The 13,820-nt window shown below is 36.7% G+C and carries 13 protein-coding genes; 3 read left to right on the plus strand and 10 right to left on the minus strand.

Annotated elements, in window-relative coordinates:
- The 8 genes from def to MHB74_RS18945 all read right to left on the minus strand — a co-directional run bounded on the left by def (position 1) and on the right by MHB74_RS18945 (position 9,139).
- Complete coding sequence (def, locus tag MHB74_RS18910) at positions 1 to 471, minus strand: peptide deformylase (protein WP_061678221.1); 471 nt, start codon at positions 469 to 471, stop codon at positions 1 to 3.
- Between the two features lie 11 nt (positions 472 to 482).
- Positions 483 to 2,888, minus strand: a complete 2,406-nt coding sequence (gene priA, locus MHB74_RS18915) for a primosomal protein N' (RefSeq protein ID WP_061678222.1) — start codon at positions 2,886 to 2,888, stop codon at positions 483 to 485.
- Entirely contained in the window at positions 2,885 to 4,090 is a 1,206-nt protein-coding gene (gene coaBC / locus MHB74_RS18920; protein ID WP_061678223.1) for a bifunctional phosphopantothenoylcysteine decarboxylase/phosphopantothenate--cysteine ligase CoaBC, read from the minus strand. Before coaBC ends, priA begins: the two co-directional genes overlap by 4 nt.
- Positions 4,091 to 4,262: 172 nt before the next feature.
- On the minus strand, positions 4,263 to 4,475 hold the full coding sequence (gene rpoZ, locus MHB74_RS18925; protein ID WP_000933965.1) for a DNA-directed RNA polymerase subunit omega: 213 nt from the start codon (positions 4,473 to 4,475) through the stop codon (positions 4,263 to 4,265).
- Between the two features lie 2 nt (positions 4,476 to 4,477).
- A complete protein-coding gene (gene gmk, locus MHB74_RS18930; protein ID WP_001257740.1) occupies positions 4,478 to 5,095 on the minus strand; it encodes a guanylate kinase in 618 nt (205 codons plus the stop codon).
- Positions 5,096 to 5,108: 13 nt separating this feature from the next.
- On the minus strand, positions 5,109 to 5,372 hold the full coding sequence (gene remA / locus MHB74_RS18935) for an extracellular matrix/biofilm regulator RemA (protein WP_001251456.1): 264 nt from the start codon (positions 5,370 to 5,372) through the stop codon (positions 5,109 to 5,111).
- Between the two features lie 67 nt (positions 5,373 to 5,439).
- Positions 5,440 to 6,315, minus strand: coding sequence for a YicC/YloC family endoribonuclease (locus tag MHB74_RS18940; RefSeq protein ID WP_061678224.1), 876 nt, complete (start codon positions 6,313 to 6,315; stop codon positions 5,440 to 5,442).
- A gap of 100 nt (positions 6,316 to 6,415) precedes the next feature.
- Positions 6,416 to 9,139, minus strand: a complete 2,724-nt coding sequence (locus MHB74_RS18945) for a calcium-translocating P-type ATPase, SERCA-type (protein ID WP_061678225.1) — start codon at positions 9,137 to 9,139, stop codon at positions 6,416 to 6,418.
- Between the two features lie 104 nt (positions 9,140 to 9,243).
- Here MHB74_RS18945 and MHB74_RS18950 point away from each other — a divergent pair, with 104 nt between their 5' ends.
- From MHB74_RS18950 to MHB74_RS18960, 3 genes are all read left to right on the plus strand, one after another.
- Positions 9,244 to 10,953 (plus strand): Rqc2 family fibronectin-binding protein, encoded by a 1,710-nt coding sequence (locus MHB74_RS18950; protein WP_000863265.1) that lies wholly within the window; start codon positions 9,244 to 9,246, stop codon positions 10,951 to 10,953.
- A 345-nt stretch (positions 10,954 to 11,298) separates the two neighbouring features.
- Entirely contained in the window at positions 11,299 to 12,369 is a 1,071-nt protein-coding gene (locus MHB74_RS18955; RefSeq protein ID WP_061678226.1) for a M24 family metallopeptidase, read from the plus strand.
- A gap of 84 nt (positions 12,370 to 12,453) precedes the next feature.
- Positions 12,454 to 12,978, plus strand: coding sequence for a DinB family protein (locus MHB74_RS18960; RefSeq protein WP_061678227.1), 525 nt, complete (start codon positions 12,454 to 12,456; stop codon positions 12,976 to 12,978).
- Between the two features lie 32 nt (positions 12,979 to 13,010).
- On the opposite strand, the gene MHB74_RS18965 is transcribed toward MHB74_RS18960, so the two are convergent.
- Positions 13,011 to 13,379, minus strand: coding sequence for a YoqO family protein (locus MHB74_RS18965; protein WP_061678228.1), 369 nt, complete (start codon positions 13,377 to 13,379; stop codon positions 13,011 to 13,013).
- Positions 13,380 to 13,394: 15 nt separating this feature from the next.
- The gene (locus tag MHB74_RS18970) at positions 13,395 to 13,760 is read right to left on the minus strand and encodes a YoqO family protein (protein ID WP_061678229.1); all 366 of its coding nucleotides are present in this window, start codon (positions 13,758 to 13,760) and stop codon (positions 13,395 to 13,397) included.
- Between the last annotated feature and the right edge of the window lie 60 nt (positions 13,761 to 13,820).

Below are 13,820 nucleotides of genomic sequence, written 5' to 3' on the forward strand. Positions count from 1 at the left end.
CTATTCTAATTCGTTTTCTTCATAATATCTTGTCACTTTCGATGTAAATAACACACCGTGTAAATGATCGATTTCATGTTGAATGGCACGTGCTAAAAATCCTTCTGCTTCTAGTAAAAATACTTTACCTCGGCGATTTTGCGCACGTACTTTAATATAATCCGCACGTTCCACTTCACCATAAAGTCCCGGGAAGCTTAGACAACCCTCGGGACCTACTTGTTCACCACGTTTTTCTAGTATCGATGGATTGATTAACTCGATTTTCCCCGTATCATCATCGATATCAACTACCGCTACTTGCAAGCTTACACCTACTTGAGGCGCGGCTAAACCGACTCCGTCCGCAATTAACATTGTTTCATGCATATCTTTCAACAATTTCACTAACTTTTTATCAAAGTTAATTACTCTTTCGCATGGTGTTTCTAACACTTCATTTGGATGCTTTACTATTTCTAAAACTGCCATATTTCCCTCCGCTACATTAACATTGTTGGATTAAAATCAATTGAGATTTGTAGCTCTTTTTGCATTTCTGCTTGATAATGTTCATTTACCATTTTGAGCACGTTCTTTAAGTTTGGTTCCCGTTTGTATTTTATCATGCATTGATAACGATATCTATCTTTTATCCTTGGAATTGCTGAAGCAACCGGTCCTAACACCATCGTTTGCTGCGTGCAGTGCGCCCGTAAATGACCGACAATTTTTTCCGTCACTTGCACTGCCTTTAATAATTCTGGATGAGATACTGTTACAAGTACAACATAGTAATAAGGTGGATATTGTCTTGTTCGTCTCATTTGCATTTCTTGATCAAAAAACACATCATAATGTTGGTTCTTTGCTAATTCTATACTGTAATGTTCTGGCGTATACGTTTGAATTATAACTTCCCCTGGCAATTCATGTCTGCCTGCCCGTCCACTTACTTGCGTCAATAACTGATACGTCTTTTCACTCGCTCGAAAATCAGGTAAGTGAAGCATCGTATCTGCAGTTAAAACCCCGACAAGCGTTACTTTAGGAAAATCTAATCCTTTCGCAATCATTTGTGTTCCAAGTAGTATATCTGCTTTTTCTTCCCCGAACGCCTTTAATAATTTTTCATGCATTCCTTTGCGACTTGTCGTATCTACATCCATTCGAATGACTCGTGCCTCTGGAAATAGTTTTGTAATTTCTTCTTCTACCTTTTGTGTACCTGTACCAAAGAAACGAATATATGTACTTTGACAAGCAGGACACTCAGTCGGCATATTCTCTTCGTGACTGCAATAATGACATTTTAAACGATGGTTCATTTTATGATATGTCAGCGAGATATCACAATGCGGACATTGTACAACATACCCGCAATCACGGCACATAACAAATGTAGAATGACCTCTTCTATTTAAAAAGAGCACCATCTGTTCTTTCTTTTCTAATCGATCTGCTATTTTTTCATGCAATGCCTTCGAAAACATTGAACGATTCCCGTCACGAAGTTCCTCACGCATATCAACAATCTCTACTGTTGGTAAAGCTTGTTCGTTCATACGTTTTTCCATCGTTAGTAATTCATACACACCTTTTTTCGCCCTTGCAAACGATTCAAGTGTCGGTGTTGCACTACCAAGAACAATAGGACATTTATGATATTGTCCCCTCCACACAGCTACATCCCTTGCATGATACCTCGGATTATCTTCTTGCTTATAGCTCGATTCGTGCTCCTCATCAATAATAATAATCCCTAAATTTTCAAAAGGTGCAAATACGGCTGAACGTGCACCAACTACAACTTTCACTTCTTTTCTTAAAATCTTACGCCATTCATCATATTTTTCTCCAACAGACAGCGCACTATGAAGAACCGCAACTTGCGAGCCAAATCTACCTTTAAAACGATCTACCATTTGAGGCGTTAGTGCAATTTCAGGAACAAGCACAATAGCTTCTTTCCCTTTCGCGAGTACCGCTGCTATAGATTGTAAATACACTTCTGTTTTTCCGCTTCCTGTAACACCATATAGTAAAAATGGATTGTAAGTTTCATTTGTAATTGATGATAAAATCGGTGTAATAACTTGCTTTTGTTCCTCCGTAAGTGGGAATGGTTTCGTTTGTTCAAAATCATCATCGTCATACGGATTCCGATATACTTCCACATACTTTTCTGAGATTATCCCTTTTTTAACAAGTGCTTTAATCGGAGCATCTGTTATTTGCAACTCTTCTGTTATCACTTTCAACGGCACACTTTTATAATTTTCCACAAAATAATAGAGTACATCTTGTTGTTTTTTACTTTTCAGTTCAAATGCTGCTAATTCCAATTTATCTTCTGGCAACTCCGGTTGGACGACTCTTTGTTTCTTCTTTTGCACTTTATCTTTTACTTGATAAACAACTTCAATCGTGCCATTTTTAATTTCTTGTTGAATCGTGCGGTATAGATGTGGCTGCGTCTCAATAACTTCCCAATCTATCGCTTCTTTGTCCTGAAATAAAAACAGTAGTTCAGGTGCTACTTCTTCTTGTTTACGAAGTTGTAGACGCTTTTTATACGTCGCTTTTATCGCCGTTGGAAGCATGACTTGAAAGGCTGAAATCATATAACATAACGTTTCGCTTGTAAGCCAATATCCAAGCTTTAATAATTCCTCGTTTAAAACTGGTGTTACATCTAATATTTCATGGATTGTCTTTAATTTCTTACTTTCTACTTCAGCCGAATCTTTGATCCCAATAATAAAGCCTTGCAATTTCCTTGGGCCAAATGGAACTACTACACGCATGCCTGTCTGGACAATATCTTCCCACTTTTTAGGGATAATATAATCAAATGGTCGATCTGTCTGACGTGCAGGTACATCAACAATTACACTTGCAAATTTCATAGACGATCATCTTCTAACATCATTTCAATTTGCTTTAATATTTCACGAGCAACCTCTTTCTTCGTTAAAAGTGGCAACTCTATAACTTCTCCATCTTTTCTATACATTGTTACAATGTTCGTATCTGTACCAAATCCAGCTCCTTGCGCCTTTACATCGTTCGCAACAATCATATTCGCATTTTTCTCACGTAATTTTTTTGTTGCGTATTCTTCTACGTTTGTCGTTTCAGCCGCAAAACCGATAAGTAACTGTTTGTCCTTCATCTCACCTAACGTTTTTAAAATATCTACTGTTCTCTCGAGTTCGATTACAGCATCACCATTTTTCTTTTTCATTTTATTATCATGAACATATTTCGGGCGATAATCTGCAACTGCTGCTGTTTTAATGACAACATCTACGTTTTGATACTGTTGCAGAACTACTTCTAACATATCTTGTGCAGATTCCACTTGTACCGTATTTACATGTAATGGTGGGTTTAATGCTGTCGGTCCCGAAACAAGTATGACATCAGCACCTAAGTTCGCTGCCACTTCCGCAATTGCATATCCCATTTTTCCAGAAGAAAAATTCGTCATAAAACGAACTGGATCAATCTTTTCACGAGTTGGGCCAGCTGTTATTAATATTTTTTTTCCTCGCAATGGTTTTTGTTCTGAAAAAGCCTCTACTAATCGTGCAATAATTGCTTCCGGTTCTTCTAGTCTCCCCTTCGCTACATAACCACACGCTAAAAAACCTTCTCCAGGCTCAATAAATGTATATCCTAACGTTTTTAACGTCATCATATTTTTTTGAACAATTTTATTTTCATACATATGCACATTCATAGCAGGTGCAATCCACACTGGGGCTGTAGTAGCTAACAAAGTAGTTGTAATCATATCGTCTGCAATACCGCCAGCTAACTTCCCAATACAATTGGCAGTAGCAGGTGCAACAAGTACTACATCTGCCCAATCTGCTAAATCGATATGTGCAATAACAGCTGAGTCTTTCTCATCGAATGTATCTGTATATACGTCATGGCGAGAAAGTGCTTGAAATGTAAGAGGCGTAACAAACTTCATTGCCGACTCACTCATCATTACTTTTACAATAGCACCAGCTTGTGTCAATTTACTAGTTAACGCAGCCGCTTTAAAGACCGCAATGCCTCCTGTTACACATAGAAGTATCTTTTTCCCTTTTAGCATATGGCTCGTCCTCTTTCTTTTTCAAACTTATAATACTGAATCAGAATTCCCAGCTCGTCAGTACCAATATTTCTTCCCTATCGTAAAAAAATAACAACCTACTTGTAAATAGGTTGTTACCGTTACATAGAAAATTATAAAGTCTATGTTTTCATTTGTCGAAAAGAATGTCTTAATCGATGATTTTGCCTTCGCTTGGTACATATTTTAATACTTCTGCATCGATTTCTTCTAGTGATTTACCTACACATTTATGAGAAACAGGTTGCTCGATAACACAGTTATCAGCAAGTTGCATTTCACGCGCACGTTTTGCAGCTACTGTTACAAGTGTATATTTAGAATCGATTTTTGTTAATAATGAATCAATTGATGGATTTAACATAATTATAGACCCTCCGTCATTTCTTTATAATATTTTGCTACTCTTTCGCGGCGGCAATGTTCACCAACCACAATTGCTTTAATTCTTTCACAAGCTAGTTCAACTTGATCGTTTTCTACAACATAGTCGTAAGCGTCCATCATTTCGATTTCTTCTTTCGCTACCGTTAAACGATTTTCAATAACATCTTCAGTTTCTGTACCACGACCGACAATACGGTTCTTTAGTTCAGATAAACTTGGAGGTGCTAAGAAAATAAATACACCTTCTGGGAATGCTTTCTTAACTTGAATTGCTCCTTGCACTTCAATTTCTAAGAATACATCTTTTCCTTCTTGTAATGTTTTTTCAACATAGTCAATCGGTGTTCCGTAATAATTACCTACGAACTCAGCCCACTCAAGTAATTTTTCATTACGAATCATTTCCTCAAATTCTTCTCTCTCTTTAAAGAAATAATCCACACCATCTACTTCACCTTCACGTGGCTTACGTGTCGTTACTGAAATCGAGTACTGAAAACGTGTATCCTCATGACTAAACAGCTCTTTTCGAACCGTTCCTTTACCAACCCCAGAAGGTCCTGAAAGAACGATGAGCAATCCTCTTCTACTTCTCATAAATATGTAAAACCTACCCTTCCTCACTTAAATCTTCTTTATTATTCAAACGATGTGCAATCGTCTCTGGCTGAATTGGACTTAATACCACATGCCCATCATCCATAACAATAACCGCCCTTGTTTTTCTCCCATACGTAGCATCAAGCAAAGCATTATGTTCGCGTGCTTCCTGTACTGTTCGTTTAATAGGAGCTGACTCCGGACTTACAATAGCAATAATTCGATGAGCAGATACAATATTTCCGTATCCAATATTTAAAAACCGCATGGCCATAGTTTGCGCCTCCTAGTAAGTCTATCCGATTTCTCCACCACGTATAACTTTATATATTTTTTGAAAGCTACTCAATATTTTGTACTTGTTCACGAATTTTTTCAAGGTTATTTTTCATTTCTACAACATATTTTGAAATTGTTAAGTCATTTGCCTTAGAACCAATCGTATTAATTTCTCTATGCATCTCTTGTACGATGAAATCCATTTTCCTTCCAACAGGCTCTTCAATCTGCAGTGTTTCACGAAATTGCTCTAAATGACTTTGCAAACGAACTAACTCTTCGTGAATATCACAACGCTCTGCAAAGATTGCGACTTCTGTTAACAATCTTTGTTCATCTAGTTCTTGATTATGTAATTCTTTTAAGCGATTTTCTAATCGTTCACGATATTTTTGCGTAACAATCGGTGCATGCGGAATAATTGCATTTACACAATTGTGAATCTCTTGTAAACGATACGCTATATCTTTATGTAATCGTTCTCCTTCGCCATCTCTCATCGTTTTTAACATATGAGCAGCTTGGCGAACAGCCTCATATAAACTGTTCTCAAATTGTTCATTTACATTTTCCACTTCTTCAATCGCTGTTACTTCTGGCATTGCCATTAATTGCTGAAGTGTAATAGAATCTTGTAATTGAAATTTTCCTTTTATATCTTCCATAATCGATTGGTACTGCTCAAGAAGCGACCAATTCACACTTAATTTTCTTTCAACAAGCCCTTCACCCGTTATACTAATAGACACTTCAATGCGCCCACGTCGAACTTGTTCTGCAATTATTTTACGAATTTTGTCTTCAAATACCATCATTTGCTTCGGAAGTCGAATACTCATCTCTAGAAAACGGTGGTTCACCGATTTCATTTCTACTGTAATTTGAAAAGTATCATTTTCTACTCTCGATCTTCCAAATCCTGTCATACTACAAATCATTTTTTATCACATCCAAGCCATGAAATAACTCAATGAAAAAGGTAATAGAGACAAGGCTCTACTACCTTCTGTAAATTATATCACATTTTCATATCATTGACTATTTCAAGTTTAATCCCTTCTTATATAATACTGGCTTTTCCTTCTTCCCTTTTTTCCCTGTTAATAAAGAACCTACTAATAAGAAGGTCGGAATTGATGACAAACCTCCAATTAACAACCAATCTCTCGCTTGTATTGGCATTGTACTAAAGATCGGTTGTAGCGGTGGGTAATATATAACCACTAACATTAACAGTAAAGAAATGATAACCGCTCCTACTAAATACACGTTCCCAAACGGATTACGGTGGAAAATAGAATGTTCACTTCGGCAATCAAATACATGAATAAGTTGTGCAAGTACCAACGTCGCAAACGCCACAGTTTGTGCATATTTCAGCTCATTTGGGTGTTGATTATAAGCAATAATAAACGCCACTAACGTCACTGCTCCAATTAGAAAACCACGGCTTATAATTTTCCATGCAAGCCCTCTAGCAAATACCCCTTCTTTCGGATGACGCGGCGTTCTCTTCATCACGTCCCCCTCCGCCTTATCCAATCCTAATGCCATCGCCGGTAAACCGTCAGTAACTAAGTTCACCCATAAAATTTGAATGGGAACCATCGGCAGCGGTAATGCAAGTATCATTGCAAATAACATGACTAAAATTTCTCCTACGTTCGATGCTAATAAATAACGAATAAACTTACGTATATTCTCGTATATATTTCTACCTTCTTTAATTGCTGATTTAATTGTAGCAAAATTATCATCTAACAAAACAAGAGAAGAAGCTTCTTTCGCAACGTCTGTTCCTGTAATTCCCATCGCTATCCCAATATCCGCTGTTTTTATAGCCGGAGCATCGTTTACTCCATCACCTGTCATCGCTACTATATGCCCTTTATTTTGCAACGCCTTAACAATTTTCAATTTATGTTCGGGTGATACTCGAGCAAATACATACGTATCTTCTACAACACTTTCTAGTTCCTCTACATCCATATTCGCGAGTTCTACTCCTTCAACAACACGTCCACCAGGTGGTAAAACCCCTAATTGTTCCGCAATTGCCATTGCTGTTACTTTATGATCTCCTGTAATCATCACTGTTCGAATACCAGCTTCTCTGCACTCTTTTACAGCCTGTTCTACCTCTGGTCTTGGCGGATCAATCATTCCCTGTATCCCGACCAACATAAAATCTTTTTCAACGTCTCTTTCATGTTCAATAGAATCCGTTACTTTTAACGGCTTAAATGCTACTGCAATTGTTCGAAGCGCTTGACTACCTAAGCTATGAATAGCTGCCTGTACTTCTTTTCTATATAACTCACTTAACGGTTGTTGCTTATCCCCCCATAAAATCGTTTGACTCATTTGCAGGAGGACATCTGGCGCTCCCTTCGTAACAAGAAACTTTTTCCCTTCTCCATCTCGCACAATAACACTCATCATTTTCCGAGTTGAATCGAATGGAAATTCACGAATAATTTCAAATTTCCCTTTCAGTGCCTCACGCGTTATCCCTGCTTTCATTGCTGCAGCTACAAGCGCTCCCTCAGTTGGATCTCCATCTAATACATACGCCTTTTTCTTTTGAATAATATTTGCGTTATTACATAATGAACCAAATGTGAGTAGTTGATAAAGCGCTTTCGTCTTAGCTGGATTGATTTCTTTTTCACCTTTCAAAAAAGAGCCATTAGGTTCATATCCTTGCCCCGTCACTTTCCATAACTCTCCACCTGACCACATATGTGTTACCATCATTTTGTTTTGCGTCATTGTTCCTGTTTTATCAGAGCATATAACAGAAGCACATCCTAACGTTTCTACTGCTGGTAACTTCCTTACAATTGCTCTCTTTTTAATCATACGCTGTACGCCAAGCGATAAAGCTACTGTAACGATTGCTGGTAATCCTTCAGGAATAGCAGCAACAGCTAGCGACACGCCTGCTAAAAACATATGATATACTTCATTCCCTTGATACACACCGGCTAATACGACAAGTGCTGTCAAAATAAGTGCCACAATAATTAATATTTTTCCGAGTTGCTCTAATCTTCTTTGTAGTGGCGTTTCCATTTGCTCTGCATTTTGTAACATATTTGCAATTTGGCCCATCGCTGTATTCATACCCGTTGCTACAACGACTCCTGTTCCAGCTCCTCGTGTAATCATCGTACCCATAAAAGCCATATTTTTTTGATCACCAATTGAAACATCTTGCCCCTGCAGAGCTTCTACCTTCTTCTGCACTGGTACTGACTCTCCTGTCAAAGCTGATTCTTCGATATATAAACTTGATGCCTCAACAAGACGTACGTCTGCCCCAATACGATCACCACTAGAAAATTTAATAACATCCCCTAAAACGAGTGCTTTAGATGGTGCCTTTACCCACTTTCCATTCCGCAGCACAGTAACTTGCGGGGCGGCTAGCTCTTTTAAAGCTTCCAGTGATTTTTCAGCCTTTCTTTCTTGAAAAAATCCAAGAATACCATTGATAATAACAATTGCCACAATCGCAATAGAATCAATGTATTCACCTAAAAAAGCCGACACTATTGTTGCACCAAATAAAACAAGTACCATAAAATCTTTAAATTGCGCCAAAAATACCATCAGTGCAGAAGGCCTTTTTGCTTCATCCAATTCATTTGCACCAAATTTTTCTATTCGCCCTTCTGCTTCTTTCTCTGTAAGTCCAACCTTCACATTCGTATTCGTTCTTTCTTCCACTTCATGTGCGCGCATTCCATACCAGTTCATCCCACTATCGACCTCCTGATTCCAGACATACTCTATTGAAAGCTTATTCAGCCTCGTCCAAAAAAATGCTATAATTAACTTTTAGTTAGAAAGGAGTGTTTTTTATGGCATTCGATGGATTATTTACAAGAGCAATTACACATGAAATTGCAAATTCTCTTTACACGGGCAGAATTTCAAAAATATATCAACCTTCAAAATATGAGATTTTATTACATATTCGAGCAAACGGAAAAAATCAAAAACTAATTCTTTCCGCTCATCCGACATATGCACGTTTACACTTAACAAATCAAAATTACGATTCACCTGCACTTCCGCCAATGTTTTGTATGCTTCTTCGTAAGCATCTAGAAGGTGGTTTCATTGAAAAAATTGAACAAATTGATTTAGAGCGCATTATTCAAATTACAGTTCGCAGCAGAAATGAAATTGGTGACGAATCGCTAAAAACATTAGTAATTGAAATAATGGGACGACATAGTAACATCATTTTGGTAGACACAAAAACAAACAATATTTTAGATAGCTTAAAACACGTTTCTTTAGCAGTGAACCGACATCGAACGGTATACGCTGGAGCTGAATATGTTGCGCCACCAGCACAACATAAAATTAACCCACTTCAGATTGAAACAAATGAGGAATTTATTAGACCACTAGACTTTCTATCTGGAAACATGGATAAACAGCTTGTCGGCACCTTTACTGGGATATCGCCGTTATTCGCAAAAGAAGTAGTGAAAAAAGCAGGTATGGTAAATGAAAAAGCATTAGCGGACGCTTTTTTCTCCATACAACGACCATTACTAACTCATACATATTCACCAACGATGACCACTTCAAATGGGAAAGAATTCTTCTATCTTTTCCCTCTTGCACACTTGCAAGGAGAGGACAAAGCATTCTCATCTGTTAGTGAATTGCTAGACCGTTTCTTTTTCGGAAAAGCAGAGCGCGACCGTGTAAAACAACAAGCTTATGATTTAGAGCGCTTTATGCAAAACGAAAAAAATAAAAATGAGAAAAAACTCATTAAACTAGAAAAAACATTACAAGATGCTGGAAAAGCAGATAAATATCAACTATTTGGCGAACTACTTACAGCCAATATGTACGCCTTGAAAAAAGGTGATAAAGATATTGAAGTCGTTAACTATTACGATGAAAATGGTGGAACTGTAAAGATCACATTAGATCCTTTAAAAACGCCTTCTGACAATGCGCAACGCTATTTCCAAAAGTATCAAAAGGCGAAAAATTCAGTTGTTGTTGTAGAAGAACAAATCGAAAAAACAAATGAAGAAATTCTTTATTTTGATAGCTTACTTCAACAAATGGAAGCTGCTTCTTCAAAAGATATTGAAGAAATTCGTGAAGAATTAGCTGAAGAAGGTTATATGCGCAATCGTAAAACGAAAAACGCAAAGAAAAAGCCTACTAAACCAGTATTGGACAAATATTTAGCTAGTGACGGAACAGAAATTTTCGTCGGTAAAAACAACAAGCAAAATGATTATTTAACAACGAAGTTTGCCCGTCGTGATGAAATTTGGTTACATACGAAAGATATCCCTGGGTCTCATGTTGTCATTCGTTCTCTTGAACCTACCGAAGAAACTGTGTTAGAAGCTGCTAAAATCGCTGCCTATTTTAGTAAAGCAAAAGATTCTAGTTCTGTTCCTGTAGATTTCACTAAAATACGCCATGTCAAAAAACCGAGTGGTGCAAAACTTGGTTTTGTTACGTACGACAATCAGCAAACCGTATATGTAACGCCGGATGCTGATACTGTAATGAAATTAAAAGCGTAAATATAAAAAAAATGCGTTGCTTATAAGCAACGCATTTTTTATTTATTTTCAATGTAGTTGCTATATCCATTCAATATTGTCAAAAAAATTGACAGTGTCATTTCACATTTGTATAAAATTTTTTACAGCATGTAAATAAAGTACGAGGGTAACTCCAATCAATATTTTTTCATCCCCTGCTATTTATTGAAGCAATCTGGATTTTATGAATAAACCGTCTCCCGCAAATGGCGGGCTATTTTCTTATCTCCCCTAAAATATATGTTTTCCCTACTATCCTTTCTTCAAATATACATTTTGGCACGCTATTTGCTTTATTCAATACTGTGAATAGGGGGAATTAACATGACTTTGAAAATTAATAAAATCCAAAATCAACTTCAAAACTATGAAATTGACGGATTACTGATTACAAAAAAAGAAAATCGCCAATATGCAACAGGCTTTACAGGTAGTGCTGGCGTCGTCTTAATCTCTGCGGATAAAGCTGTTTTTATCACTGATTTTCGCTATGTAGATCAAGCGAAATCACAAATAAAAGATGCTGAAATTATTATGCATACAGGAAATTTAGAAAAAGAAATTGCAAATCAAGTATCGAAATTAAACATTCAAAAACTCGGAATTGAAGAAAACAACATGACATTGCAACAATATAAAAACTTACAAAAATACGTACATGCGGAAATGGTTCAAGTGTGCGAAATCATCGAAAATATTCGTATCATTAAAGACACGCCTGAAATAGAAACAATGAAAATCGCAGCTAATATTGCTGACGAAGCATTTCACCACATCCTTACGTTTCTAAAACCAGGAATTAGTGAAAATGATGTACGAGATGAATTAGAATTTTTCATGCGAAAAAAAGGGGCTACATCCTCTTCCTTCCAAATCATTGTAGCTTCTGGCGTCCGTTCTTCACTCCCTCATGGAGTTGCATCAAATAAAATAATCGAACGAGGCGACGTCGTTACATTAGATTTCGGTGCACTTTATAATGGATATTGTTCCGATATAACACGTACTGTAGCAATTGGGGAACCGTCAGAAGAATTCAAAAAGATATACAATATTGTACGAGAAGCGTTAAAACGTGGGACGGAAGCAATTAAACCTGGGGAAACTGCGAAAAATATCGATGATATAACGAGAGATTACATTACAGAACATGGATACGGTCAATATTTTGGACACTCTACTGGTCATGGTCTTGGGTTAGAAATTCATGAGCCTCTCCGCTTATCCCAAGAAAGTAAGGCTACTTTAGAAGCAGGTATGGTTGTTACAGTTGAACCTGGTATTTACATTCCGAACTGGGGCGGTTGTAGAATTGAAGACGATATTGTCATTACAAAAGACGGATATGAAGTTATTACAAAATCAAATCGGGAACTAATTGTTATTCCTTGCTAAAATCATGACCTTTTTTAAAAGGAGTTTTTCTCTGCACATAGAATTCTTTCTCTGGAGTCATCGTTTAAAGAGGGGGAATTTAAATTGAATTTTGTAATTGATAAAATAGATGGTTTACAGCCTGAATTTTCAAAACTTGTTTCCATGATGAATTACGCTCGCCATACAACAATGCAAGCGGTGGAAGGTTTAACAATTGAAGAACTTGATTACTTATATGATGAGGAAGCAAACTCAATCGGCATGCTTTTGTACCATATGGCCGCTATTGAATTTTACTACCAGATTCATACTTTTGAAGACCGTGAACCTACGGAGGCTGAGTTAGAACGGTGGTTACCTGCTATTGAGTTAGGAGCTCTTGGCCGCGAGAAAATAAAAGGAAACTCTATAGAATTTTACATAAACACATTACAAGAAGTACGTTCCAAAACGATCGAGACTTTTCAATCGTTACCTGATGAATGGCTATTTAAAACGACAGACTTTTGGTATGACAAACCAGCAAATAACTACTTTAAGTGGTTTCACGTATTTGAAGATGAAATCAATCATCGCGGACAAATTCGTTTAGTTAAAAAGATGCAAAAAGCTCATTCAGTAAAATGAGAAAATGCCACCGAATAAGGTGGCATTTTCTTTTATTCATTAGCGAATAGCTTTTCATTTACTTTTTTGGCGACTACCGCTATCAACATTAAAATGCATATTAAATATATCAATTTCGCAATAAATAACCAGCCTTGAAACATTACAATTCCATCTATTATCTCATTTCCTTTCAATAACAAAAATGGAATCGTGCTTATTACAATGATAAACTCGATGCTGAAAACAATTTTCTTTTTTCGGCTATATGCCTTCCATTCTTTCCAGCGATACATAGGTGCAAAAATCAATACTCCTATACATAATATAACTGGCACCCATTCACTTTTAAGAAATTGCCCTGAAATAACAGATAACAGTAAACAAACGAGCACACCATAATAACCTATTCTCTCTCTCATTCATACTCCCCCATTCTACTTTCCCTTTAATATGTAACTTGCTATGCTTATAACAATTTTTAGAAAAATAACTACTACAATGACAATATAAAGACCTTTTGCAGACGACATCCATTCTTGAAAAATAGACATTTTCTCCATTTGCTTCTGACCTTCTATTAAAACAAACCCTATGACAAACGAACTAACAACAATGATACCTATCATAATTCCAATACTTTTCTTCCTATATTGTTTCATATCATCCCAGTTATATAAAAGTACAAATACAAACCCGAAAACAGGTATGATACTGATCCATTCATTGTTTGTAAACAGGTTTAAAATGATTAATAGACTACAAGATATAATGAATCCCCAAAATCCAATTTTTTTGTGCATAAGCCCTCCTCAAATTCCATTTTTAGGATTAATTGTATTGTAACATCCATTTACCATTAC

The organism is Bacillus sp. FSL K6-0069, from assembly GCF_038007785.1.
Classification (GTDB): Bacteria; Bacillota; Bacilli; order Bacillales; family Bacillaceae_G; genus Bacillus_A; species Bacillus_A mobilis.